General features: G+C 73.1%; 21 protein-coding genes. 9 read left to right on the top strand and 12 right to left on the bottom strand.

What is annotated here, in order from left to right; genetic code table 11:
- Positions 1-44 precede the first annotated feature (44 nt).
- The 5 genes from ABD284_RS19715 to ABD284_RS19695 all read right to left on the bottom strand — a co-directional run bounded on the left by ABD284_RS19715 (position 45) and on the right by ABD284_RS19695 (position 3,282).
- On the bottom strand, positions 45-521 hold the full coding sequence (locus ABD284_RS19715) for a ribose-5-phosphate isomerase (protein ID WP_344145598.1): 477 nt from the start codon (positions 519-521) through the stop codon (positions 45-47).
- 106 nt (positions 522-627) lie between these two features.
- Positions 628-789, bottom strand: coding sequence for a hypothetical protein (locus ABD284_RS19710; RefSeq protein WP_344145596.1), 162 nt, complete (start codon positions 787-789; stop codon positions 628-630).
- A 119-nt stretch (positions 790-908) separates the two neighbouring features.
- On the bottom strand, positions 909-2,336 hold the full coding sequence (locus ABD284_RS19705) for an aldehyde dehydrogenase family protein (protein ID WP_344145594.1): 1,428 nt from the start codon (positions 2,334-2,336) through the stop codon (positions 909-911).
- A gap of 66 nt (positions 2,337-2,402) precedes the next feature.
- The gene (locus ABD284_RS19700; RefSeq protein ID WP_344145592.1) at positions 2,403-2,558 is read right to left on the bottom strand and encodes a hypothetical protein; all 156 of its coding nucleotides are present in this window, start codon (positions 2,556-2,558) and stop codon (positions 2,403-2,405) included.
- Between the two features lie 85 nt (positions 2,559-2,643).
- Positions 2,644-3,282, bottom strand: a complete 639-nt coding sequence (locus ABD284_RS19695) for a mycothiol-dependent nitroreductase Rv2466c family protein (RefSeq protein ID WP_344145590.1) — start codon at positions 3,280-3,282, stop codon at positions 2,644-2,646.
- A 283-nt stretch (positions 3,283-3,565) separates the two neighbouring features.
- On the opposite strand from ABD284_RS19695, the gene pepN reads away from it, so the two are divergent.
- Complete coding sequence (pepN, locus tag ABD284_RS19690) at positions 3,566-6,112, top strand: aminopeptidase N (RefSeq protein WP_344145588.1); 2,547 nt, start codon at positions 3,566-3,568, stop codon at positions 6,110-6,112.
- 126 nt (positions 6,113-6,238) lie between these two features.
- Here the strand turns inward: pepN and malQ are convergent, their stop codons facing one another.
- Positions 6,239-8,290, bottom strand: a complete 2,052-nt coding sequence (malQ, locus tag ABD284_RS19685; RefSeq protein WP_344145586.1) for a 4-alpha-glucanotransferase — start codon at positions 8,288-8,290, stop codon at positions 6,239-6,241.
- Positions 8,291-8,442: 152 nt separating this feature from the next.
- Here malQ and ABD284_RS19680 point away from each other — a divergent pair, with 152 nt between their 5' ends.
- A complete protein-coding gene (locus tag ABD284_RS19680) occupies positions 8,443-9,741 on the top strand; it encodes an MFS transporter (protein WP_344145584.1) in 1,299 nt (432 codons plus the stop codon).
- On the opposite strand, the gene ABD284_RS19675 is transcribed toward ABD284_RS19680, so the two are convergent.
- Positions 9,662-11,086 (bottom strand): amidase, encoded by a 1,425-nt coding sequence (locus ABD284_RS19675; protein WP_344145582.1) that lies wholly within the window; start codon positions 11,084-11,086, stop codon positions 9,662-9,664. The two genes, ABD284_RS19680 and ABD284_RS19675, sit on opposite strands and share 80 nt — an antisense overlap.
- A gap of 209 nt (positions 11,087-11,295) precedes the next feature.
- Between ABD284_RS19675 and ABD284_RS19670 the strand changes: the two genes are divergently transcribed.
- Positions 11,296-12,093 carry a nuclease-related domain-containing protein gene (locus ABD284_RS19670; protein ID WP_344145580.1) on the top strand — a complete coding sequence of 266 codons (798 nt, stop codon included), beginning with the start codon at positions 11,296-11,298 and terminating at the stop codon, positions 12,091-12,093.
- A 255-nt stretch (positions 12,094-12,348) separates the two neighbouring features.
- Positions 12,349-14,211: a dihydroxy-acid dehydratase gene (gene ilvD / locus ABD284_RS19665; RefSeq protein ID WP_344145578.1), complete on the top strand. Its 1,863-nt coding sequence runs from the start codon at positions 12,349-12,351 to the stop codon at positions 14,209-14,211.
- Here ilvD and ABD284_RS19660 read toward each other — a convergent pair.
- Positions 14,208-14,408: an FmdB family zinc ribbon protein gene (locus ABD284_RS19660; protein ID WP_344145576.1), complete on the bottom strand. Its 201-nt coding sequence runs from the start codon at positions 14,406-14,408 to the stop codon at positions 14,208-14,210. The two genes, ilvD and ABD284_RS19660, sit on opposite strands and share 4 nt — an antisense overlap.
- Before the next feature lie 130 nt (positions 14,409-14,538).
- Positions 14,539-15,039, bottom strand: coding sequence for an HNH endonuclease (locus tag ABD284_RS19655; protein WP_344145639.1), 501 nt, complete (start codon positions 15,037-15,039; stop codon positions 14,539-14,541).
- A 341-nt stretch (positions 15,040-15,380) separates the two neighbouring features.
- Between ABD284_RS19655 and ABD284_RS19650 the strand changes: the two genes are divergently transcribed.
- The 5 genes from ABD284_RS19650 (at position 15,381) to ABD284_RS19630 (ending at position 21,492) form a co-directional block, all read left to right on the top strand.
- Complete coding sequence (locus tag ABD284_RS19650; RefSeq protein WP_344145574.1) at positions 15,381-17,492, top strand: prolyl oligopeptidase family serine peptidase; 2,112 nt, start codon at positions 15,381-15,383, stop codon at positions 17,490-17,492.
- A 119-nt stretch (positions 17,493-17,611) separates the two neighbouring features.
- Positions 17,612-18,070, top strand: coding sequence for an acyl-CoA thioesterase (locus ABD284_RS19645; protein ID WP_344145572.1), 459 nt, complete (start codon positions 17,612-17,614; stop codon positions 18,068-18,070).
- Positions 18,071-18,298: 228 nt separating this feature from the next.
- Positions 18,299-18,697 (top strand): hypothetical protein, encoded by a 399-nt coding sequence (locus tag ABD284_RS19640; RefSeq protein WP_344145570.1) that lies wholly within the window; start codon positions 18,299-18,301, stop codon positions 18,695-18,697.
- 681 nt (positions 18,698-19,378) lie between these two features.
- Positions 19,379-20,062 carry a glycoside hydrolase family 11 protein gene (locus tag ABD284_RS19635; RefSeq protein ID WP_344145568.1) on the top strand — a complete coding sequence of 228 codons (684 nt, stop codon included), beginning with the start codon at positions 19,379-19,381 and terminating at the stop codon, positions 20,060-20,062.
- Between the two features lie 191 nt (positions 20,063-20,253).
- Positions 20,254-21,492, top strand: coding sequence for an MFS transporter (locus tag ABD284_RS19630; RefSeq protein WP_344145566.1), 1,239 nt, complete (start codon positions 20,254-20,256; stop codon positions 21,490-21,492).
- A 383-nt stretch (positions 21,493-21,875) separates the two neighbouring features.
- Here ABD284_RS19630 and ABD284_RS19625 read toward each other — a convergent pair whose 3' ends face one another.
- The 3 genes from ABD284_RS19625 to ABD284_RS19615 all read right to left on the bottom strand — a co-directional run bounded on the left by ABD284_RS19625 (position 21,876) and on the right by ABD284_RS19615 (position 25,341).
- Positions 21,876-22,319, bottom strand: coding sequence for a globin (locus ABD284_RS19625; protein ID WP_344145564.1), 444 nt, complete (start codon positions 22,317-22,319; stop codon positions 21,876-21,878).
- Between the two features lie 156 nt (positions 22,320-22,475).
- Entirely contained in the window at positions 22,476-24,140 is a 1,665-nt protein-coding gene (gene ettA, locus ABD284_RS19620; RefSeq protein ID WP_344145562.1) for an energy-dependent translational throttle protein EttA, read from the bottom strand.
- A 145-nt stretch (positions 24,141-24,285) separates the two neighbouring features.
- On the bottom strand, positions 24,286-25,341 hold the full coding sequence (locus ABD284_RS19615) for a DUF4192 domain-containing protein (protein WP_344145560.1): 1,056 nt from the start codon (positions 25,339-25,341) through the stop codon (positions 24,286-24,288).
- Between the last annotated feature and the right edge of the window lie 74 nt (positions 25,342-25,415).

Genomic DNA, 25,415 nt, shown 5'->3' with positions numbered 1-25,415 from the left:
CAGCGCCGCGGATCCGCCGTTCCCATCGGCAGGGGCGCGCGGGCTCAGCCGCCGCCGGGCAGCGGCGGCAGCTCACCCGAGCGCTCGTAGGCGCCGAGCATGTCGATGCGCCGGGTGTGGCGGTCCTCGCCGCTGTAGGGGGTCTCCAAGAAGACCCGGAGGAAGGCCTCGGCCTCCTGCTCGGTGTGCATGCGGGCGCCGATCGCGACGACGTTGGCGTCGTTGTGCAGGCGGGCCAGCCGGGCGGTCTCCTCGCTCCAGGCCAGCGCGGCGCGCACGCCGGCGACCTTGTTGGCCGCCATCTGCTCGCCGTTGCCCGAACCGCCGATCACCACACCGAGCGTCCCGGCGTCCCCCGCAACGCCCTCGGCGGCGCGCAGCACGAACGGCGGGTAGTCGTCGGCGGGGTCGTATCCGGCGGGACCGGCGTCGGCGGCCTCGTGGCCCTGCTCCTTGAGCCAGGCGACGAGGTGCTCCTTCAGCTCGAATCCCGCATGGTCACTGCCAAGGTATACACGCACGTCTTCTAGTTTCCCATGAGAAGCGCCCGCCCCGGCGCTCCTGCGCCGGTCGCGGGCGGGCGGACAGCGGGGGTCGCCACCGGGCGGCCGGGCCGCCCGGACCGGTTCACAGCCCCTGGAAGAGCGACTCGCCGGTGGCGACCGTCGCGATGCCCATCCCCATGGCGGCGAAGGCGACCAGCGAGACCACCGCGATGACGTTGGCCAGGACGATGGCCTTGATGTCCTTGCTCAGCGGGCCGGCCTTCGACTCCGTCAGCTTGCTCAACTCGCACCTCGTATCGGATGACCGGACACAGGGCGCGAAGCGCCCGCCGGGAGCTTCGCACCGCTGCCGATGGTGCCATACGCCGGCGACCGCCCAGCACCGGGGCGGCGTTATCGCCGTTATCGCTGTATACCCTTGACCTCGCAGAACTCCTCGATGCCGTGCAGGCCCCATTCGCGGCCCACGCCCGAGCGGCGGTAGCCGCCGAAGGGCAGCCGCGGCTCGACACCCGCTCCGTTGATCTTGACCTGGCCGGTGCGCAGCCGCCGCGCCACCGCGAGCGCGCGGTCGGGGTCGGCCGACCACACGGCGCCGGAGAGCCCGTAGTCGGTGTCGTTGGCGATCCGCACGGCGTCGTCCTCGGTGTCGTAGGCGATCAGCGCAAGGACGGGGCCGAAGATCTCCTCCTGGGCGATGCGCATGCCGCTGTCGACGTCGGCGAAGACGGTGGGCCGCACGAAGAAGCCGCGGTCGCGGCCCTCGGGGGCCTGGGTGCCGCCGGTCACCAGCCGGGCGCCTTCCTTCACGCCGATCTCGATGTAGTCGCGCACGCGCTCGCGCTGGGCCGCGGAGACGACCGGGCCCATGCGCACGCCCTCCTCGAAGGGGGCGCCCGGCGCGTACTTGCGCGCGGCCTCGGCGGCCGTGCGTACCGCCTCGTCGTAGTGCTCGCGCGGGACGAGCATCCGGCTCAGCGCGTCGCAGCTCTGCCCGGTGTTGCGCATGACGTCGGCCACACCGTTGTTGACGGCGGAGGAGAGGTCGGCGTCGGGCAGGATCACGTTGGCCGACTTGCCCCCCAGTTCCAGGGCGACCCTCTTGACCGTCGCCGCGGCCACCTCGCTGACCCGCTTGCCCGCCCGGCCGGAACCGGTGAAGGAGACCATGTCGACCCGCGGGTGCGCGGCGACGGCCTCGCCCACCACCGGGCCGGTGCCCGAGACGAGGTTGAACACGCCCGCAGGCAGCCCGGCGTCGTGCAGCACCTCGGTGAGGGCGTAGGCGGCCAGCGGCGCGACCTCCGTCGGCTTGAGCACGACGGTGTTGCCCGCCGCCAGCGCGGGCACGGCCTTGAGCACGATCTGGTGCAGCGGGTAGTTCCACGGAGTGATGGCGCCGACCACTCCATAGGGCTCGCGCACGACGAGGGACTCGCCCTCGCCCGCCTTCTCACCGGCGAACAGCCGCTCGCCGTGGACTTCCACGATTTCCAGGAAGGTGCGGAACATCAGCAGCGGGAAGCCCGTCTGCACCTTCTGCGCGAACTTCAGCGGCGCGCCGATGTCGGTGGCGATGGTCTCGGCGACGCCCCCGGCCCGCTCCTGGAGCAGCTCCAGGGCGCGGGCCAGGTGCGCACAGCGCTCGGTGTAGGGCAGTGCCGACCAGGAGGGGAAGGCGGCGCCGGCCGCCTCGACGGCGCGGTCGACGTCGGAGGCCTCGCCCGCCGGGACCGCGTCGACGACCTCCTCGGTCGCGGGGTCGATGACGTCGATGGCGCCGCTGGAGGCCGAAGGGGTCCAGGCGCCGTTCAGGTAGAGGGAACGCATGGCATCCACTTTCCCAGAACGGCGTTCTGGCATTCGGCTCCCCGGGCCGTTCCGGGATCGGCGGTTTCACCAGTGCGGCGGGCGCTCCTCCAGCAGCCGGTCGGTGTTGTCGTCGCGCTCGTCGCCCCAGCCGGGCCCGTACTCGTCGCGGGTGGTGTCGGGCAGGATCTCCAAGTCGTCATCGCCCAGATCCACCACGCGCTCGTCCTCGGGTGCGCTCATCCCAGGCCTTCCCGTCCGTTCGTCGGTCTCTACGGGTCGACGCCGCCGCCGCGCCGAAAGTTCCGCGCCCCGCCGACGCCCGCGGCTACCCGGCCTCGAAGACGGGCTCGCGGTCGCGGCTGCGCTTCAACTCGAAGAACCCGTCGGTGCCGGCGACCAGCCGCACGCCGTCCCACAGCCGCGCGGCGGCCTCGCCCTTCGGCGCGGGGGTGACCACGGGGCCGAAGAAGGAGACGCCCTCCACCGAGATCACCGGTGTGCCGACCTCGTAGCCCACGCGCCGCATGCCGTCGTGGTGGGAGCGGCGCAACTCCTGATCGTACTCCGCGGAGTCGGCGGCCTCGACGAGCTCCTCGGGCAGCCCGGCCTCGGCGAGGGCGGCGCGGTAGGTCTCGGCCGAGCGCGGCTCCTTGCGCTGGTGGATCCGGGTGCCGAGAGCGGTGTAGAGCGGGCCCAGCACCTCGTTGCCGAACCGCTGCTCGGCGGCGACGGCGATGCGCACCGGACCCCAGCCGTCCCGGAGCAGCCTGGCATAGCCCTCGGAGACGTCGCGGCCCTCGTTGAGCACCCCCAGGCTCATGACATGCCAGCGCGCCTGGACGGGACGCATCCTCTCGACCTCCAGCAGCCACCGCGAAGCCAGCCACGCCCAGGGGCACACCGGGTCGAACCAGAAGTCGGCGGTGACGGTCTCGGCGCTCGCCCGCCCGTCGCTTTCAGTCACAAAAAACCTCCTCGCCGCCTCGTCGTGCATGTTCGCCGCGGCGCCCGTCCGCGGCGGCGGTCCGCTGCCGGCCGTACGAGGCGACCGCACGGCCGCGAGCGCACCCGCGTCCAATCGGCTGCAACCTCGGCGACCGGTTCCGCATTCCGCCGCCGCCCGTGGCAGGATCGGACGCGGCAAGCATTGCACCCCTCGGTTCCGGCGCGACCGCACCACACAGCGATGCCGCAACGGGGAACAAGCGATTCCGGCCGGCGACGACGGCGGCCTGAAGGGAGCGGATGTGGCGGGCAATCTGACACGCGAGGAGGCACGGGAGCGGGCTCGCGTCCTCACCGTCTCCTCCTACACCGTGGAGCTCGACCTCACCGGCAGCGACCAGACGTTCGAGTCACGCACGGTGGTCGGATTCGACTGCTCCGAGCCGGGTGCCGAGACCTTCATCGACCTGACCGCGCCCAGCGTGTCCTCCGTCGTGCTCAACGGGGAGGAGCTGGACCCCGCGGAGGTGTTCGACGGAGGGCGCATCAAGCTGCGCGGCCTGCGGGAGACCAACGAGCTGCGGGTACTGGCCGAGGCGGCCTACATGCGCACCGGCGAGGGCTTGCACCGCTTCGTCGACCCCGTCGACGGCCGCACCTACCTCTACACCCAGTTCGAGACGTCCGACGCGCAGCGCATGTACGCCTGCTTCGACCAGCCCGACCTCAAGGCCGCGTTCGAGCTCACCGTGTTCGCGCCGGCCGACTTCGAGGTGGTCTCCAACAGCGCTCCCGACGTCGCCGGCGAGGCGGTCGAGGACCCGGCCGGCCCCAAGTCGCGGTGGCACTTCCCCGCCACGGCCCCGGTCTCGACCTACATCACCGCGCTGATCGCCGGGCCTTACCACGTGGTGCGCGACGAGCACGACGGCATCCCCCTGGGCGTCTACTGCCGGGCCTCACTGGCGGAGTACCTCGACGCCGACGCGATCCTCGAGGTGACCAAGCAGGGCTTCGACTTCTACCACGGGCTGTTCGGGCTGCGTTACCCCTTCGGAAAGTACGACCAGCTGTTCGTGCCCGAGTTCAACGCCGGGGCGATGGAGAACGCCGGGGCCGTGACCTTCCTGGAGGACTACGTCTTCCGCTCGCGGGTCACCGACGCCCGCTACGAGCGCCGCGCCGAGACCATCCTGCACGAGATGGCCCACATGTGGTTCGGCGACCTGGTCACCATGCGCTGGTGGGACGACCTGTGGCTGAACGAGTCGTTCGCGACCTTCGCCAGCGTCTACTGCCAGGTCAACGCCACGAAGTGGCCCGAGGCCTGGACCACCTTCGCCAACGTGGAGAAGGCGTGGGCGCTGCGCCAGGACCAGCTGCCCTCCACCCACCCCATCGCCGCCGACATCCCCGACATGCAGGCGGTCGAGGTCAACTTCGACGGCATCACCTACGCCAAGGGCGCCTCGGTGCTCAAGCAGCTGGTGGCCTACGTCGGCGAGGACGCGTTCTTCGCCGGGGTGCGCGCCTACTTCGCCGAGCACGCCTGGGGCAACACTGTGCTGGCCGACCTGCTGCGCCACCTGGAGCAGGCCTCCGGACGCGACCTTTCGACCTGGTCGCGCGAGTGGCTGGAGACCGCCGGGGTCAACACCATGCGCGCGGAGTTCGAGGTCGGACCGGACGGCGCGTTCACGTCGTTCGCGGTGCGCCAGGAGGCGGCGGAGGAGCACCCCACGCTGCGCTCCCACCGGCTGGCGGTCGGCCTCTACGACCGCACCGACCAGGGCATCGTCCGCCGCGAGCGCGTCGAGCTGGACGTCTCCGGAGAGCGCACCGAGGTACCCGAACTGGTCGGCACGACCCGGCCCGACCTGGTGCTGGTCAACGACGACGACCTCACCTTCACCAAGATCCGGTTGGACGAGCGCTCGCTGCGCACCGTCGTCGAGGGCGCGGGCGAGATCGCCGAGTCGCTGCCGCGCGCGCTGTCGTTCTCCGCGGCCTGGGACATGACCCGCGACGCCGAGATGGCCGCCCGCGACTACGTGCGGCTGGTCGTCTCGGGCATCGGCGGTGTCAGCGACGTGATGGTGGTGCAGTCGCTACTGCGCCAGGCCGTCGCGGCGCTGCACAACTACACCGACCCGGCCTGGCGCGAGCGCGGGTTCGACCTGCTCGCCGGCCGCCTGCGCGACCTGCTCACCTCGGCCGAGCCGGGCGGCGACCTGCAACTGGCCTACGCCAACGGGTTCGCCGAGGCCGCTGTCGGCGGCGAACACTTGTCGCTGCTGCAGGGGCTTTTGGACGGGGCGATCACCGTCGACGGCCTGACCATCGACACCGACCTGCGCTGGACGCTCCTGCGCAGGCTGGTCGCCGCCGGGCGGGCCGGCGAGAAGGAGATCGCCGCCGAGCTCGACCTGGACCCCACCGCCACCGGCGAGCGCCAGGCGGCCGGCTGCCGCGCGGCGATCCCCACGCCCGACGCCAAGGCCCGGGCCTGGGACCGGATCCGCTCGGGCGAGATGGCCAACGCCGAGTTCCGCGCCACACTCGCCGGCTTCACCGAACCCTCCCAGCGCGAGCTGTACCGGCCCTACGTCGACCGCTACTTCGACCAGCTGGAGCCGGCCTGGCGCGAATGGACCGGCGAGTTCGCCCAGACGTTCGCGGAGATGGCCTACCCCCGCCACCTGGTGGAGGAGGAGACCATCCGGCGCACCGAGGACTGCATCGAGAAGCAGCAGCCCGCGCCGGCGCTGCGCCGCCTGCTCGTCGAGGGCGCGGCGGGCGTGCGCCGGGCGCTGGACGCCCAGCGCTGCGACGCCCGGGCCGCCGACTAGCACCCGGCCCGCTCCGGCCGGCGGGGCGCGCGGCACGGCCGCGCGCCCCGTTCGCGTGTACGGACGGGGCGCGTCCGCACGGGGGCCGGCCGGCGAGCGGGGCCGCGCGGCCCGGCCCGGCCCGGCTCAGGACTCCAGGAAGGACGGTTCGATCAGCGGGCGCAGCGTCCGGCGCGCGTGCTCGGCCAGGCGCGGGTCGGCCATCAGCTCGTCGAGCAGGACCGGCTCCCCCTCGGCGGTGGTCAGCGGGATGCGCCAGTTGGGGTAGGCGTCGCTGGTCCCCGGCTGGTTCTGCATCCGCCGGTCGCCCACTACGTCGGCCAGCGAGATCCCGATCATGTGCGCCGGCGTGCGCACGAGGTAGGCGTGCAGCGCGGAGACGACCGACGCGGGTTCGGAGAGCAGGTCGGCGTCGGGCTCCAGCAGGCCCAGTTCCACCAGGCGGTCGCGCCAGGCCGCCACCTGCGCCTCGGCGTCGGCGCGTTCGGCGGCGGCGGAGCGGCCGAGCAGCCCCAGGTGGTCCCGCAGCTCCACGTGCTCGGCGGAGAGGTAGGAGGCCACCGGCGGCAGGTCGTGGGTGGCCACGGTGGCCAGGCAGTCGGGGCGCCACTCCTCGGGGCGGCGGGGGCTGCCGTCGTCCCGGCGCTCGAACCACAGCACCGACGTCCCCAGCACGCCGCGCTCGCCGAGGTGGTCGCGCACCCACGGCTCGACCGTGCCCAGGTCCTCGCCCACCACGGTGGCGCCGAACTCGTGGGCGGCCAGCAGGAGGCTGCCGACCATGCCCTCGTGGTCGTAGCGCACATAGGTGCCCTGGTCGGGCGCCGCCCCCTCGGGCACCCACCACAGCCGGAACAGGCCCATCACGTGGTCCATGCGCAGCCCGCCGGCGTGCCGCAGCGCCTGGCCGAGCACCTGGCGGAAGGGCGCGTAGGCCCGCTCGGCCAGGCGGACCGGATGCCACGGCGGCTGGCCCCAGTCCTGGCCGTGCTGGTTGAACTCGTCGGGAGGCGCGCCCACGCTGACGCCGGGCGCAAGCGAGTCGGCGTACATCCACGCGTCGGCTCCGCCGGGCTGCACCCCCACCGCCACGTCGTGCACGATGCCCACGGCCATGCCGGCGGCGCGCGCTCCGGCCTGGGCCGCGGCGAGCTGGTCGTCGAGGACCCACTGCAGCCAGCGGTGGAACTCCACACCCGGCCAGCGGCGCAGCGCTTCGGCGCCGACCTCGTGGCTGGAGACGTCGCGCAGCCCCGCCGGCCAGGCGCGGTAGTCGCGGCCGTGCTCCTCGGCCAGGGCGCACCAGGTGGCGTACTCGACCAGCGCGGCGCCCTCGCGGGCCAGGAAGGCCTGGTAAGCGGCTTCGCGGGCGGGTGCGCGCGGCACCTGGAAGAGCATGCTCAGCGCGGCGCGCTTGGCGTCCCAGACGGCGTCGCGGTCGAGGAGGTCGGCGGTGCGGGCGTGCTCCCGCAGCGGCCGCGCCAGGCGCTGGATGGACTCGCGCTGGGCGGGCTCCAGGGCGGCGTACTCGGGGATGTCCTCGATGCGGATGTTGAGCGGGCCGCCGTAGCGGCGGCTGACGGGGAAGTAGGGCGAGGGCTCGATGGGGTTGACGGGCTCGGTGGCGTGCAGCGGGTTGACCAGGGTGAAGTCGGCTCCCAGGTCGCGCGCGCTCCAGTCGGCGAGCTCCGCGAGGTCGCGCAGGTCGCCCATGCCCCAGGAGGCGCGCGAGCGCAGCGAGTAGAGCTGGGCCATCATGCCCCAGACCCGGCGCTCCCCGGGGCGGGGGTCGAGCCGGTCCGGCACCACCAGCAGCGGGGCCTGCTGGCGCACCGCCCCGTTCTCCACGTGCAGGGTGTGCCTGCCCAGCGGCAGGCGCGGGCCGGGTTCGCTCCAGCCGCCGCCCGCCTTCTCCACCCAGCAGCGCGACTGGTCGGGCAGCGGCAGCTGCGGGGGGCGGCCCACCCGCGTGACCACGCAGGGGGGCAGCAGCCGCGTGGCCTGGCGTGCCCAGTGCGCCTCCAAGGCGGTGCGGGGCGAGGAGGCGTCGACGCCCATTGAGCCCAGCACATGGCGCAGCGTGTCGACCGGGACGTACACGCGGCCGCCGCGCCAGTCCTCGTAGGTGGTAGCCACGCCGTATTCTTCGGCCAGCCGGGCCAGCTCCGCATCGCTCACAGACAACGATAATGCCGCACCACGCGGATTCGTGGCGGCTGCGCCATGCCCGCTCCCGCTTTCCCGGCAGGTGAATGTGAGGTTTGCCGGGAAAGCGCATTAAATTCCTATTGCCACTTCTTCTGGTGCATTCTCCCGATACGATGCCGACAATGCTCGCCTCCTACCGCCGGCTCTTCGCGGTTCCCCATCTGCCGGCTCTGCTGTTCTGGTCGCTGTGCGCGCGGCTGCAGCTGGGCGGCCTGCCGATCGCGGTGACGTTCCTGGTGGCCGGCTGGACGGGCTCCTACGGCCTGGCGGGGCTGGTCGCGGGCGGGCTGACGGTGGGAACGGCGGTGGCGGGCCCCTTGCGGGGGCGCCTCGCCGACCGCCGCTCCAAGGCGCGGCTGATGCTCACCTCGGCGGCGGTCTACGGCGCCGGGCTGGCCGGGCTGGCGCTGCTGCCCGCGGAGCTGTGGTGGGCCTCGGTGCCGCTGGCGCTGGCCACCGGGCTGTTCCAGCCCCCGGCGACCCAGATCGCGCGCTCGATCTGGCCGCGCATCACCTCCGGCCCGACCCGCCAGACCATGTTCGCCGCCGAGGCCACGCTGCAGGAGCTGCTGTTCATCGCGGGACCTCTGCTGGCGGCGGCTGCCGTGGCGCTGGGCGGCGGCCGCCTCGGGGTGGCGGTGATGGCCGTGCTGCCGTGTCTGGGCGCCGCCGGATTCGCGTGGAGCCTGCGGCGAGCGGGGCTGTCGGAGCCCCTGCCCGCCGATCCCGCCGGAGCGGACGGGGGCCCGGAGCACAGCGCGGCCCGCTCGCTGCTGCGGAACCCGCAGATCGCGCTGGTGCTGGGTATGACGGCGCTGCTGGCGGTCGGCCTGGGCGCGGTGGATCTGACCATGGTGGCGTGGGCGCGCGAGATGGGGTCGCCGGGCTTCGCCGGAGCACTGATGGCGGTCTACGCCGCGGGCTCGGGCGTGGGCGGGCTGCTCTCGGGCGCCTTCACCGGACCGCCCCGGCCGGCGCGGCGCGCGCTGGGCACCGCGGCCGGCGCGGCGCTGCTCGTCCCGCTGCTGCCGCCGCTGCTGCACCTGCCGTCGCCGTGGCTGCTGACACCGGTCCTGTTCGCGGGCGGCCTGGCCATCGCGCCGACGATCGCCGCGGTGACCGAGCGCCTGGGCGACGCCGCGCCCGCGAGCCGCAGGGGCGAGGCCTACGGCTGGCTCGCTTCGGGGATCACCGCGGGGATCTCCCTCGCGGCGCCGATGACCGGCTGGCTCATCGACGCGGGCGGGGTCGCCGCCGGCGCCGCGGGCGCGGCGATCGCGGCGGGCCTGGCGGCGCTGGCCTCGCTGGGCCTGCGCTCGACCGCCGTCCGCCCGGAGGCCGTCACCCCTGCCACACCGGCGGCCGGCGGTCCGCCCACGGACGCGCCGCCTCCAGCTGGGCCGCAAGCGAAAGCAGAGTAGGTTCGCCGCCCGGCCGGCCGGTGAAGCCGACGCCCACCGGTAGCCCCTGCGGGGTCCAGTGCAGGGGGACGCTCACCGACGGCTGGCCGGTGATGTTGGCCGGCGAGGTGAACGGCGCGTACTCCGTCATCAGGCGCATCTCCTCGGCGGGGTCGTCGCCGAAGTGGCCCACCTCGACCGGGGGCGCGGCCGTGACCGGGCCGAGCACGGCGTCGTAGGGCAGCACGCGCGGCAGGAGCGCGCGCACGCTGTTCTGCAGCCGGGCAACGGCGCCCATGTAGTCGGCGACCGAGGACCGGGCGGCGCGCTCGCGCAGATGGCGCGTGAGCGGGCGCAGCCGGTGCTCGTCGGCCGGGTCGATCCGCTCGGCGGCCGCCATCGCCGACCAGACGAGCGCGAAGTCCTCCAGCATCGCCGTGTCGGCCGGCGGGTCGATCTCCTCGACGTCGTGGCCGAGGTCGGCCAGGAGCTTGGCGGTCTCCTCGCAGGCGGACCGAACCTCGGGGTCGACGGGCGCGCCGGGCACCGGCGAGGTGCAGTAGCGGCCGATGCGCAGCCGTCCGGGCTCGCGAAGCGCGTGGCCGAGGAAGGTCTCCCCCGGTCCCAGCGGCGGTGCGGTGAAATAGTCGCCGGGGCGGTTGACCGAGATGATGTCCAGCACCAGGGCGGCGTCGGCGACGGTGCGGGCGATCGGTCCGGCGGTGGCGAGCCCGATGAAGTCGGGTTTGACCGGTCCCTGGGTCACCCGCCCGCGGGTGGGCTTGATCCCGAACACGCCGCAGGCGCCGGCCGGGATGCGGATGGAGCCGCCGCCGTCGCTCGCGTGGGCCGCCGGGGCGAGCCCCGCGGCCACGGCCGCGGCCGCCCCGCCGCTGGACCCTCCGGCCGAGCGGGAGAGGTCCCACGGTGTGCGTGCGGCGGGGGCGAGGTCGTTCTCGGTGTAGCAGGCGCAGCCGAACTCCGGGGTGTTGGTCTTGCCGGTGAACACGGCGCCGGCCGCGCGCAGCTCGGCGACCACGTCGGAGTCGGTGTCGGCGATGCGGTCGGCGTGGACGGCCGAGCCCGAGGTGTGCGGCAGGCCCGCCACGGGGTCCAGATCCTTGATCGGAATCGGCACGCCCAGAAGCGGAGGGGGTTCGCCCGGCGTGTCGGAGAGCGCCTCCTCCTCCGCCTTTCGGGCCTGGTCGCGCGCGGATTCACCCGTAACCGCAATGAATGCCCCGAGTTGCCGATCGAGGCGCTCGATACGCGTGAGGTAGTGCTCCGCAATCTCCACCGGGGAGACTTCGCGGCGCCGGACGGCCTCGGCCTGCTGGATCGCCGTCAGCTCGTGGATCTCGGCCATGCGATCAGAGCGTAGTCCGCAACAGGCGGTGTTAGAACCGCTCGGCCCGGGGATGCTGTCGAAGGTGCCTCTCTAGAGAAGCAGGGGGAAGGACTGTCTTTCCCCGAAGCAACCGTATGCACACGTGAGAATGCACCAGAGGCCGGGGAAGTAAAGTGTGAGATTCGATGTACTAGGACTCGCATATGGATCGAACTACTCTTTCCAGCGTGGATTCGGCAACCTCAGTCAACGGCGCCGCGCAGCAGAGCCGCTCCGGTTCGCCCTTCAGTAGTTCCCGCGACACGAGTTCCAGGGGCACCGGCACATCGCAGGCCACGGCCCGCAAGACCTACGGTGCGCTGACCTCGGCATCGGGTCGGCGCTGGCTGCTGCGCGGCGGCGCCGCGGCAGCCGCCGGCGCGGTCGGCGGCTTCCTCACCCAGGACTGGCGGATCGGCGCCACGTTCGCCGCGGCCGCGCTCGTCGCCCTCATCGTCCACTCCTCTCGGCGCTACTCCGAGGTCCCGCGCTGGCGCAGGGCCTCCGCGGCGCAGCGCCGCACCGAGGCCCAACTGCGGGTGATGAAGCGCCTGGGCTACCGCGTCCTGCACGCCCGCGGCATCCCCGGCGGCAACGGCCAGATCGACCACTTCATCGTGGGCCGGCGCGGCGCGTTCGCGATCGACTCCGAGGCCTGGGACAAGCGCCTGCCGCTGCGCAACAAGCTGGAGAAGCTCTACCACGGGAAGTTCTCCAAGAACGAGCGCATCGACGAGGCACTGGAGGAGGCGCGCACCGCCGAGCGCCTCATCGCCGAGCGCCTCGGCCGCGACATTCGGGTGCGCCCCTCGCTGGCGATCTACGGCCCCACCCTGCCCTGGGACAGCCACAACCTGCGCGGCGTCGACGTCATCGCCGGCACGAAGGTCCGCAAGTGGCTGCGCGGCGGCAACGACCGGCTGTCCGACAAGGAGATCGAGGAGATCGCCAGCGCCGCCGAGACCGTGCTGCCGGCCCGCTACTGAGCCGCCGGAGCCGCCCGGAACCGCCCTTCACCCGCCCCTTCCGTCCGCCCGCACCGACACGCCCGCCGAACGCGCCGGACCGGCGAGGTCCGGCGCGTTCGGCGTCCGCGGACCGCTCCCCGGGCGCACTTCCTCGCACTATCTCATCATGCGGACACCCGATCTTTGGTGCCGAGACGTTTCCGGTCCTCGGCGGGGCTACCATCGGAGGGGAAGACATGTCGTCAACGCCCCTGGCGTCGATGGGAGCACCCCATGCCCGCGCTGCGCTCACGCACCGTCACCCACGGCAGGAACATGGCAGGCGCGCGCGCCCTCATGCGCGCGTCCGGCGTGGAACGCGAGGACTTCGGCAAGCCGATCGTCGCGATCGCCAACAGCTTCACGCAGTTCGTGCCGGGCCACGTCCACCTCCGCGAGGTCGCCGACGTCGTCGCCGGATCCGTGCGCGAGGCCGGCGGAGTACCGCGGGAGTTCAACACCATCGCCGTCGACGACGGCATCGCCATGGGCCACGGCGGCATGCTCTACTCGCTGCCCAGCCGCGAGCTGATCGCCGACGCCGTGGAGTACATGGTCAACGCCCACTGCGCCGACGCGCTGGTGTGCGTGTCCAACTGCGACAAGATCACGCCCGGCATGCTGCTCGCGGCGATGCGGCTGAACATCCCCACCGTCTTCGTCTCGGGCGGGCCGATGGAGGCCGGCAAGGCCACGGTGGTCAACGGCACCGCCGTCACCGAGCGCAAGCTGGACCTGATCGACGCGATGGTGGCCTCGGCCGACGAGAGCGTCTCCCAGTCCCAGCTCGACGAGATGGAGGAGGCCGCCTGCCCCACCTGCGGCTCCTGCTCGGGCATGTTCACCGCCAACTCGATGAACTGCCTGACCGAGGCCATGGGCCTGGCCCTGCCGGGCAACGGCACGGTGCTGGCCACGCACGTCGACCGCAAGCGCCTCTACGAGGGCGCCGGAGGCAAGGTCGTCGAGGCCGCCCGCCGCTACTACGAGCAGGACGACTCCTCGGTGCTGCCGCTGTCCGTCGCCTCGCCCGCGGCCTTCGCCAACGCGATGGCGCTGGACATCGCCATGGGCGGCTCCACCAACACCATCCTGCACCTGCTGGCCGCGGCCACCGAGGCGGGCGTGAAGTTCGGCCTGCCCGACATCGACGAGCTCTCGCGCCGGGTGCCCTGCCTGTGCAAGGTCGCGCCGAACACCGACAAGTACCACATCGAGGACGTGCACCGGGCGGGCGGAATCCCCGCCATCATGAGCGAGCTGGCCCGCGGCGGGCTGGTGGACACCTCGGTGCCCACGGTGCACGGCGCCACCCTCGGCGAGTACCTGGCCCATTGGGACATCACCGCCGATACCTGCGACGAGGACGCGCGCGACCTCTTCCACGCGGCGCCCGGCGGCAAGCGCACCACGCAGGCCTACTCGCAGGACACCCGGTGGGAGACCCTCGACACCGACCGCGAGGCCGGGTGCATCCGCGACGTCGCCCACGCCTACACCGCCGACGGCGGGCTGGCCGTCCTCTACGGCAACCTCGCGCCCGACGGCGCCATCGTCAAGACCGCGGGCGTCGAGGAGGAGCTCTACACCTTCACCGGGCCGGCGAAGGTGTTCGAGAGCCAGGAGGACGCCGTCGACGGCATCCTGAACAAGCGGATCGAGCCCGGCGACGTGGTCGTCATCCGCTACGAGGGCCCCAAGGGCGGTCCCGGCATGCAGGAGATGCTCTACCCGACGAGCTTTTTGAAGGGGCGCGGCCTGGGCAAGGCCTGCGCGCTGATCACCGACGGCCGGTTCTCCGGGGGCACCTCGGGGCTGTCCATCGGCCACGCCTCGCCCGAGGCGGCCCAGGGCGGCGACATCGCCCTGGTGCGCGACGGCGACACCGTGGTCATCGACATCCCCAACCGCTCGATGCGGCTGGACGTGGCGGGCGAGGAGCTGGACTCCCGGCGCGCGGCGCTGCTCGACGAGCTGGGCACGTTCCGCCCCCGCGACCGGGAGCGCCCGGTCACCCAGGCGCTGCGCGCCTACGCCGCGATGGCCACCTCGGCCTCCACCGGCGCGGCGCGCGATGTCGCCCAGATCGAGGGCTAGCCTCCGCAGCACCCCCCGCCGCAGCAGCCGCCCGCGGCGGGGGCCGGGGCCGCTCCGCCCACGGCGACGGTGGACAGCAGCTTGACCGTGTCGTCGTGGCCGCGGGAGCACGCCGCGGGCTCGGCCGACTCCGCCATCGGGCGGGAGCGCTCGAACGTCTCGCCGCATTCGCGGCAGCGGAACTCATAGCGTGGCATGCGAACAAGAATAAGCGCCCGGCGGCGGGTGGGACCCTTCAGGCCCGCCGTCGGGCGCCCGCACCGTATGGCGCGCCGCCCGCGACCGCCCGCACGCCCCCGGATGCCGGGGCGGGGTCGCTTCAGCGGGTCAGGCGGCCGCCCGCGCCATGTACGGCGCCCACTGCGGGTCGCCGTGGTTCTCGCCGTTGATGAGCCGCCAGTGCAGCCCGCGGGGAACGGTCGGGGTGACGTTCAGCTTCCAGCCGAGCTCGTCGAGCAGCCGGTCGGCCTTGCGGTGGTTGCACGGCTTGCAGGAGGCCACTACGTTCTCCCATACGTGCGCACCGCCCCGGCTTCGGGGGATGACGTGGTCGATGGTCTCGGCCCGCTTTCCGCAGTAGGCGCAGTGGTTGCCGTCGCGGCGCATCAGCGCCACCCGCGTGAGGGGGACGCGGCGCCGGTACGGAACCCTGATGTAGCGTCGGAGCCGGATGACCGAGGGCACCGAGAGCGCGGTGGTGGCCGAGTGCAGGGCGGTGCCGCCGGCGTCGCCGTGCACCACCTCGGCCTTGTCCCGAAGCACGAGCAGGATCGCCCGCCGCAGCGGTACCGTGGTCAGCGGCTCGTAGCTGGCGTTGAGCAGCAGCACATGGCGGTGTAGTGAGCCGCCCTCCGTACTGCGCGCGCCGCTCACGGCTTCTCCCCGACCGCCGCTGCGGGCGGCCGTGTCTCATCCCCGGCAAGCCGATCGGCCAGCCAGGAGGCCTCCTTGTCGACCGGTCGGATGACCGGTGGTGTTCGCGTTGCCACACGGACCTCCCGTGGGTGGTTCCCGCCGAGTAACGTCCCGCATTCAGTGTGCTTGGTCGGACCGCTCCGCCGCCACCCCAATTATGTGGAGGCGGCGAAAACCACCGGGTAATCCATGGTCGTGCCGGGGCGTCCGGCCGTGTCCGAGGCGCGCCGCGCCGGGCGGATAGAGTTCTGGACATGCCTGAACCTCGCTATCCCGCCGCCGAGCGCACCGACTGCGTTGAGGTCCTGCACGGGCGAAGCGTCGCCGACCCCTACCGCTGGCTGGAGGAGCCCCGCTCCCCGGAGTCCAAGGAGTGGAGCGACGCCCAGGACGCCCTGTACGTCGAGCAGGCGCGGCGGTGGCAGGGGCGCGAGGACTTCGCCGAGGACATCCGGGCGCTGCTCGGCGCGGGGTTCGTCGGCGCGCCGGCCTGGCGGGGCGGCCGCTGCCTGTTCATGCGGCGTACGGGCGAGCAGGAGCACGGTGTGCTGTACCTGGCCGAGCCCGGTTCCGGCTTGGGCGCGGCGCGCGAGCGCCCGCTGATCGACCCGGTGGCGCTGGATCCGAGCGGCGGCACCACGCTGGACTCCTGGCGGCCCGATCCCGAAGGGCGGCTGCTGGCCTACCAGCTCTCGGCGGGCGGCGACGAGGAGTCGCTGCTGCGGGTCATGGACGTCGACACCGGCGCGGTCGTCGACGGGCCCATCGAGCGGTGCCGCTACTCGCCGGTGGCGTGGCTGCCCGGCGGCGAGGCGTTCTACTACGTGCGCCGCCTCGCGCCCGGGCAGGTGCCCGAGGGCGACGAGCAGTACCACCGCCGCGTCTACCTGCACCGCGTCGGCACGCCCACCGACCAGGACGTGCTGGTCTTCGGCGAGGGCCGGGACAAGACCGAGCACTACGGGGTCGAGGTCAGCCGGGACGGACGCTGGCTGGTGCTGACGGCCGCCAAGGGGACCTCGGCGAGCAACGACGCCTGGATCGCCGACCTGGCCGAGGACGGATGGGAGCGGCCGCGCTTCGTCACCGTCCAGGAGGGCCACGACGCCGAGGTCCTGCCGTCGGTGGGCCGCGACGGGCGGATGTACGTGTTCACCGACCGCGGCGCTCCGCGGGGGCGGCTGTGCGTGGCCGACCCGCGCACGCCCGGCCCCGAGCGCTGGCGCACGCTCGTGGCGGCCGATCCCGACGCCGTGCTGATGGATTTCGCGGTTCTGGACGGGCCGCAATCGGACGGAGGCGTGCTGCTGGTGTCGTGGCAGCGCCATGCCATCAGCGAGGTCACCGTGCACGACCTCGAAACCGGCGCACGCCGCGGCGCGGTGGAGCTTCCGGGGCTGGGGTCGGTCGGGGGGTTCACGGCACGGCCGGAGGGCGGGCACGAGGCCTGGTTCGGCTACACCGACACCACCTCGCCGACGTCGGTCTACGCCTACGACGCGCGCGACGGGCGGCTGTCGCTGTGGGCGGCGGCCCCCGGCGCGCCCGAGGTGCCCGACGTCCGCACCGAGCAGGTCGCCTTCACCTCGCGCGACGGTACGGCGGTGCGCATGCTGGTGGTCTTCCCCGCCGGTGAGGAGCGGCCGCGCCCGGCGATCCTCTACGGTTACGGCGGCTTCCGGATCGCGATGACGCCCGGCTACTCCGCGACCGCGCTGAGCTGGGTGCGCGCCGGCGGCGTCTACGCGGTGGCCAACCTGCGGGGCGGGCTGGAGGAAGGCGAGGAGTGGCACCGCGCGGGCATGCTCGGCGCCAAGCAGAACGTCTTCGACGACTGCGCGGCGGCGGCCGAGCACCTGATCGAGTCCGGCCGCACCACGCCCGGACAGCTGGCGGTGATGGGCGGCAGCAACGGGGGCCTGCTGGTCGGAGCGGCCCTCACGCAGCGGCCCGACCTGTTCGCCGCAGCGGTGTGCTCGGCCCCGCTGCTGGACATGGTGCGCTATGAGCGCTTCGGACTGGGCGAGCTGTGGAACGTCGAGTACGGCAGCGCGTCCGATCCCGAGGCGCTGGGCTGGCTGCTGGACTACTCCCCCTACCACCGGGTGGCCGACGGCACGGTGTATCCGGCGACCCTGTTCACCGTCTTCGACAACGACAGCCGGGTCGACCCCATGCACGCCCGGAAGATGTGCGCCGCCCTGCAGCACGCGACCGCCGCCCCGCTGCGGGAGCGGCCCGTCCTGCTGCGCCGGGAGTCCGAGGTCGGCCACAGCACCCGGGCGATCTCCCGCACGATCGGCCTCAGCGCCGACCAGTTGGCTTTTCTCGCCCGCTTCACCGGGTTGGAGACCGCCCCGGAGTGAGCGGGGCCGCGCCGCCTCGGCACGGCCCCGGCGGCCGTGCGGACCGCGAGGGCCGATAGCGTTGGCGGACGGGCACGGGTTATGTGTCCGCACAGTCGCCGTCGGGAGGGTGGATCGCCGTGGTGGAGGCCGCTACGCAGGCTGACGCGCCGAAGCAGGCCGGCGGGCCGCGCCGGCACGTCTTCCACGCGCAGGTGCGCTTCGCCGACCTGGATCCGCTGAACCACGTCAACAACGTGCGGATGCTGACCTACCTCGAGGACGCCCGCATCGCGTTCCTGCGGCCGGACTCCGGGTCCGGGCGGCCCAGCCCGTTCGGCGGGCTGGTCGTGGCCCGCCACGAGATCGACTACCTCAAACCGATCCTGCTGCGCAGCGATCCGGTCCGCGTCGAGACGCGGGTGACCGAGGTCCGCAACGCCAGCTTCCGGCTGGCCTACGAGATCTGCGACGACGACCACGTCTACGCCCGCGCGGTCTCGGTCCTCGTCGGCTACGACGTGCAGGGCCAGTCCATCCGCCGCCTCGACCAGGACGAGCGCGACTACCTCGACGACTTCCTGCTGCCCGAGGGCTGAGCACCGCGCGGGGGCGCCTCGACGCGGCTTCGCCCCCGGGGCGGCCGGAAGGGGCCACCCGGCCGCACCAGCGAGCCGGACATCGGGTCTGCGGCCTGCGCGCCCGCAAAGCGCGTGCGCGCAGGGTGGAGCGGCACCGCCGGGTCGTTCGCCCAGACAGTCGCCGGCGGCTCCGGGCCGAGGCGGCCCCAAGAACCAGCTCGTGGGACCGGACGTTACGCTAGGCCCGTGACAGGCGAAAAGACGAACGCACCGTGGCTCGTCGCCGCCCTGACCGGTTGCACGGTACTCACCTCAGGGTGCATGGCCCCCGTCGACCCCGGCGAGCTTCCCGGCGTATACCGCAGCGACGCGGCCGGCGGCGAGGTGGAGCTCGATCCCGGCGGGACGTTCACCGCCACCGCCGTATTGACGGGCGTGTACCCCGGCGCCTCCGACTTCAGCGGCACGTGGGAGTTCATCGGCAACCCGGCTTCCGACGACTTCGTCTACCTGTCGCTCGACGAGAGTGCACCCGGCAGGATCTCCGGCATCCAGCTCTACGCGACCGGCGGCGGAGAGCTGGCGTTCAGAGGCGATCCGGACGGGCCTCCGTCCATGGTGCTCACCAAGGTCCCCGAGCCGTAGGTCGTGCGTGCCGGTCCGGCGCGCCGGTGGCTGCGGCCCTGAGCTCCGGCCGAAGCCACCGGATGTCCGGGCAGGACGCCGGCACCGCCGTCCCCCTGTTACCCGCGAAACCGCACCTGTGGGGCGGCGGCCGCGGCCGCCGCCCCACAACGCTTCCCGGCACCTCCCGGACCGCCGCTTCCCGGCGCCTCGGTCGACGGTGCTGACCAGGACGGCGCGGCGCTCGAACGCCGCCGGTGCGGCCCGGCGGCGGGTAGAGGACCCTCCGATACCGGACCCCGGCCAAATTCCGATAAGTTTCGGGACTTCACCCGCCATCGCGCTCACTCATTCGGCGGTTGCGGCTGAGCTGATCCCGCCGCAGCGAACCCATCGCCCTTTGATCTGCGCAAACGCGCTCCTAACCAGCGACTGACCGCGCCCCCTGTTCCGCAATATTTCCGGAAAGTATTGACAACTTATCGGAATCGGGCCAACACTATCTGTTCGTGACCGAACCAACGTCGACCGGGATCGCCCCCCGCGATCCGCCCTAGCGGCCGCCGACCGGACGCGAGCGGGCCTCCCCCGCCGCCCTGTCCGGCTCCGGCGCCCGGCGCCGCACGCCGGCAGCCGGAACGCCGCCGGGTCGCATCCCCCAAAGTCCGGCCCTGCCGGCTTCGACCAGGAGGAGACACGCAGATGAACGAGCCCCAGAACCACGGGATCAGCCGCCGGAGACTCATCGGCGGCGCCGGCGCCGCGGCGCTCGCCGTACCCGCCGCGGCGATGCTTCCCGGCACCGCCCTCGCCGACACGACCATCACCTCCAACCAGACCGGCATGCACAACGGCTACTACTACTCGTTCTGGTCCGACGGCGGCGGATGGGTGTCCATGACCCTGAGCTCCGGCGGAAGCTACCGGATGTCCTGGCAGGACACCGGGAACTTCGTCTGCGGCAAGGGCTGGAGCAACGGCGGCCGCAGGACCGTGCACTACTCCGGCGGCTTCAACCCCTCCGGCAACGGCTACCTCTGCCTCTACGGGTGGACGTCGAACCCGCTCGTCGAGTACTACATCGTCGACAACTGGGGCAACTACCGGCCCGAAGGCGAGTACCGGGGCGCCGTCAGCAGCGACGGCGGCACCTACGACATCTACCGCACGATGCGCTACGACGCCCCCTCCGTGGAAGGCACCGCGACCTTCCCCCAGTTCTGGAGCGTCCGCCGGTCGAAGAAGACCGGCGGCACCATCACCACCGGAAACCACTTCAACGCGTGGGCCCGAAGCGGTATGAACCTCGGCAGCTTCGACTACTACATGATCATGGCGACCGAGGGCTACCAGAGCAGCGGCAGCTCCAACATCTCGGTCAGCTGACCCTCGGACCTCCGGCGCACGACGCCGCCGGTTGACCCCCTCCCCCAGCACCCGAGAGACCGCACCTGTGGCGCGGCGGCCGCGGCCGCCGCGCCACAGCGCCTCCCGCGGCCTCGCGCGGCCTTGGCACCGCCCGCTGCCCGGCGATCCCCGCCGCGTCCCCGCTCAACGGTGCTGACTAGGCTGACCCGGTGCGCAACAGGCGTTGGATCATCCTGTGTATCGCCGTCGTATCGCAGGTCGCGAGTGTCGGGGCGCTGTTCGGGGTGCCGTTCGTGCTGCCGGAGCTGCGCGAGGCGTTCGGGCTGAGCATCGCCCAGGCCGGGACGCTGGCCGGACTGCCCGCGCTCGGACTGCTGACGACCCTGTTCGGCTGGGGCGTGGTCATCGACCGCTACGGCGAGCGGTTCACGATGGCGGCCAGCCTGGCGCTGACCGCGGGCTGCCTCGCACTGCTGGGCACCGTCGACGGCGTGTTCGGCGCCGGAGCCGTCCTTGTGTGCGTCGGCGCCGCCGGCGGCCCGGTCAACGCCGCCGGGGGACGCCTGGTGATGTCGTGGTTCGAAATCCGCCGGCGCGGCCTGGCGATGGGCATCCGCCAGACCGCCCAGCCGATCGGCGTCGGCGGATCGGCAGCGCTGATGCCGCTCGTCGCCGAGCGCTGGGGGTTCGTCGCCGCGATGACGCTGCCCGCCGCTCTCGCGATCGTCATGGTCCCGCTGGTGCTGGTCTTCGCCCGCCCTCCCCGGACGGCCGGGGACGCCGCCGACGACCAGGGCGCCCGAGGAGACGCCGCGCCGACCGCCGACGACTCCCCCGCCGCCAAACCCGCCGCGCGCTCCCCCTACCGGCACGCGGTGATCTGGCGCGTCCACGGCGCCAGCATGCTGCTGGGCGTGCCGCAGTTCAGCGTCATGACCTACGCGCTCGTCTACCTGGTGAGCGAGCACGGGTGGTCGGCGCCCGCCGCGGGCGCCGCGGTGGCGGTGACGCAGGCCTGCGGAGCGGTGAACCGGATGCTGCTGGGCGTCGTGTCCGACCGGCTGGGCAGCCGCCTGCGGCCGGTCCGCGTGCTCGCGCTCCTCTCCGCGGCGGCGCTTCTCCTGCTGTCGCTCTCGCCTGCGCTCGTCCCGGACGCCGCGGTGCCGCTGCTGCTGGCCTGCCTGGTACTCGCGGTGAGCCACAACGGCCTGACCTTCACCGCCGTCGCCGAGACCGCGGGCATGGCCTGGTCCGGACGCGCGATGGCCGCGCAGAACTCGCTGCAGGCCCTGAGCAACACCGTGGCCCCCGTGCTCATGGGCCTGGTGATCACGTGGCTGGGGATCGACGCGGTCTACGCCGCGGCGGCGCTTTTCTGCACGGCCGCGGCGGCGGTGGTACCCGCGCCCGCCCGCCGGGGGCTGCGCAGGCCCCGGCCGGCCGGCTGAGCGCCGGGCTCCGGGCGGCCCCGGCTACCGGCCCCCGCCGCCCCGCCCGCCGGCGCCGGGAGAGGCGGCGATCCGGGCTTCGACTCCGTCCAGGACGAGGTCCGGTCCGAGCTCGGAACGGCCGCCTACCTCGCCAGGTGGGCGCTGCTCGGCGAGTCCGAGGCGGACCGCGCGCTCGACCTGCTCCGGGCTCCGGGCATGGACACCGGCGTCCTCGGCTACGGCCGCGTGTACCGCCTGCTGTGGAGCCGGCTGGACGCGCCCGACCGCTGGGAGCGGATGCGGCGGCTGTTCACCGAGCGGTGCCGGCCGGCCTCGAAGCCCCGGCCGGATGACCCGCCGCCGGCGCGGGGCCGCGGGCGCGCCCGGTGGGGCCCGCCGGCTTACTCCGGCGGGCTCTGCACGCCCAGCCGGGTCTCGCCGCCGGGTGCCTCGTCCGGGGCGTTGACCATGCTGTGCGCCGCGTAGACCAGGTACTCCCAGAGCTGGCGGTCCAGAGCCTCGGGCAGCTCCAGTTCGTCGACGGCGGCGCGCATGTGGGTCAGCCAGTGGTCGCGCTCGCGCGTTCCGACGCGGAAGGGGAAGTGCCGCATGCGCAACCGGGGATGGCCGCGCCGCTCGCTGTAGGTGCGGGGGCCGCCCCAGTACTGCATGAGGAACAGGCGCAGCCGCTCCTCGGCGGGACCGAGGTCCTCTTCGGGGTAGAGCGGCCGGAGGACGGGGTCCTCGGCCACGCCCTGGTAGAAGCGGCGGACGAGGCGGACGAAGGTCTCCTCGCCGCCGACGGCGTCATAGAACGTCTGGGGTTCTTCGCGCGGGGAAGTCATAGTCGATGGTCAGCCTATGCGGTGCCGCACCGCGGCGCGAGTCCTCGCCCCGCGATGCCGATCACCGGCGGCGCGGGCGGCGGCCGCTCCGGGGGCGGCGTGCGCGAGAGCGCGCCGCCCCCGGAGGAACCGGTGCCGGAGGTCGCCGACCGGTGGTCAGTCGCGGGTCAGCTTGCGGTGGGTCACCGCGTGCGGCCGCGCGGCGTCGGCGCCCAGCCGCTCGATCTTGTTCTTCTCGTAGGCCTCGAAGTTGCCCTCGAACCAGAACCAGTCCGAGCCGCCCTCCCACGCGAGGATGTGGGTGGCGACGCGGTCCAGGAACCAGCGGTCGTGGCTGGTGATCACCGCGCAGCCGGGGAAGTCCAGCAGCGCGTTCTCCAGCGAGCCCAGGGTGTCGACGTCGAGGTCGTTGGTGGGCTCGTCCAGCAGCAGCAGGTTGCCGCCCTGCTTGAGGGTCAGCGCGAGGTTGACCCGGTTGCGCTCGCCGCCGGAGAGCACCCCGGCCGGCTTCTGCTGGTCGGAGCCCTTGAACCCGAAGGCGGCGACGTAGGCGCGGCTGGGGATCTCGACGTTGCCCACCTGGATGAAGCTCTCGCCGTCGGAGATCACCTGCCAGACGTTCTTGTCCCCGTCGATCCGGGCGCGCGACTGGTCGACGTAGGAGATCTGCACGGTGTCGCCGACGTTGACGGACCCGGAGTCGGGCTTCTCCTCGCCGACGATCATCTTGAACAGGGTGGTCTTGCCGACGCCGTTGGGGCCGATGACACCCACGAGGCCGTTGGGCGGCAGGGAGAAGTTCAGGCCGTCGATCAGCACGACGTCGCCGAAGCCCTTGGTGAGGTTCTTGGCGTCGACCACGCTGGTGCCCAGGCGCGGGCCCGGCGGGATCTGGATCTCCTCGAAGTCGAGCTTGCGGGTCTTGGCCGCCTCGGCGGCCATCTCCTCGTAGCGCTGCAGCCGGGCGCGGCTCTTGGTCTGGCGGGCCTTGGCGTTGGACCGCACCCACTCCAGCTCCTCGGAGAGGCGCTTCTGCCGCTTGACGTCCTTCTGCCCTTCGACCTTCAGGCGGGCGGCCTTGGTGTCGAGGTAGGTGGTGTAGTTGCCCTCGTAGGGGTAGAGCTTGCCGCGGTCGAGCTCCAGGATCCAGGTCGCGACGTTGTCCAGGAAGTAGCGGTCGTGTGTGATCGCGATGATGGTCCCGGTGTAGTTCTCCAGGTGCGACTCCAGCCACTGGACGCTTTCGGCGTCCAGGTGGTTGGTGGGCTCGTCGAGCAGGAGCAGGTCGGGCTGCTCCAGCAGCAGGCGGCACAGCGCCACGCGGCGCTTCTCGCCGCCGGAGAGGGTGGTGACGTCGGCTTCGGGCGGCGGGCAGCGCAGCGCGTCCATGGCCTGGGCGAGCTGGCTGTCGAGGTCCCAGGCGTTGCGGTGGTCCAGCTGCTCCTGGAGCCTGCCCATCTCGGCGAGCAGGTCGTCGGAGTAGTCGGTGGCCATCTTCTCGGCGATCTCGTTGAACTGCGCGAGCATCGCCTTGGTCTCGGCGACGCCGTCCTCGACGTTCTCCAGGACCGTCTTGTCGGGGTCGAGGCGGGGTTCCTGGGCCAGCAGGCCGACGCTGTAGCCGGGCATCAGCCGGGCCTCGCCGTTGGACGGCTGCTCGACCCCGGCCATGAGCTTGAGCAGCGAGGACTTGCCCGCGCCGTTCGGCCCGACCACACCGATCTTCGCACCGTAGAGGAACTGCCCCGAGACGTCGTCGAGGACGACTTTGTCTCCGTGCGCCTTGCGCACGTTCTGCAAGCTGTAAATGAACTCCGGCATGTTTCCAGCCTAGGGCGTGGCGCACAGGCTTGGGACCAGCCGGCCGCCGGTGCCGCGGTGATCGGGCGGGGCGGAGCGCGTAGCGGGGCGGAGCAGGGGCGGGCGGCCGCGTACCGGCGGTCCGCACGGGGCCGTCCCGCCGTCCTCACGGGTCCTCCAGCGGCCAGGCAGCCTGCAGGCTTGCCGGAGGGTAGCCGCGCCAGGGCAGGCCCGCACGCAGAGCCCGGTGGACCAGGGCCGCCATGGAGTAGTCGGGGTCACTTCGGCGCACGCGCTCCAATGCGGCGTCGGCCAGGGCGGTGTCGCCCCGGGCCCAGGCCGCGACCGCCAGCAGCGAGCCGGGGGCCGCCCGGTATCCGGGTTCGCAGTGGCACAGCACGTGCCGCCACAGCCGCTGGTGCGCCTCGGCGGTGTCGGGGCCGATCAGGCACCAGGCCTCGTCGCGCACGCGCACGCACTCCAGCAGCACCCCCAGCCAGGCGATGTGGCCGGGGTCCTCGGGAAGCTCGCCGCACGCGGCCGCGTCGGCGGCGGCGCGGACGGCGCGGGCGCCTTCGACGCGGAACCGCGGCCCATAGGCGTCGCGCCCGCGGTGCCCGGGCGCGCACAGGCGCGCGGCGCGCTCCTCGGCCGCGCGGGTGGCCGCGCGCATCAGGGCGCGGCGGGGGCCCACGGCCGGGGCGAGGTGGTCGCGGATGGACTCGCGGCTGGGCCATGCGCTCAGCCCGTTGGCGACGGCGGCAGCAGCAACGGCCGAGGACGAGGGGTCGTAGGCCACGCCTTCGGGCGGACAGCACTCGGGCGAGGTGCAGGTGTAGGACCAGTACCGCCCCTCGGAGACCCGCAGCGCCTCGCGCAGCGCGACGCCCGCACGCGCGGCGGCCCGCCGGAGTGCGTCGACGTTGCGGGTGACGGCGCCCGCCGGACCGTAGCCCACGGCGAGCGCGACGGTGCAGCCTTCGTCGCGCAGGGCCGCGGCGAGGCGGTCGGCGGCCTCTTCGCGGTCGTCGTCCGCCCCGTCGGCGGCGAGGTCGCGGCAGAAGGTGGTGTGCAGCCGCGGCGCGTCGCCGCGCAGGCCGAGCACCAGCAGGGTGTCGTTCGGGTGGTAGCCGACGATATAGGGGACGGCGGCGAGGATGTCGGAGGGGCCGGAGAGGGTGAGGCGGGAGGGGACCTGGGGCGACTGGTTGTCCTGGGCCATGTACTCACGGTCGCCTCGCGGCGTGCCCTCGGGCAACGCCGATTCGCGTCCTGTGGACGGTGCCGCCCGGTGCG

The organism is Streptomonospora arabica (genome assembly GCF_039531585.1).
GTDB classification, from domain to species: Bacteria; Actinomycetota; Actinomycetes; order Streptosporangiales; family Streptosporangiaceae; genus Streptomonospora; species Streptomonospora halophila.
The sequence above is the reverse complement of the archived record's forward strand: the minus strand, read 5'-3'. Positions and strand labels throughout refer to the sequence as shown.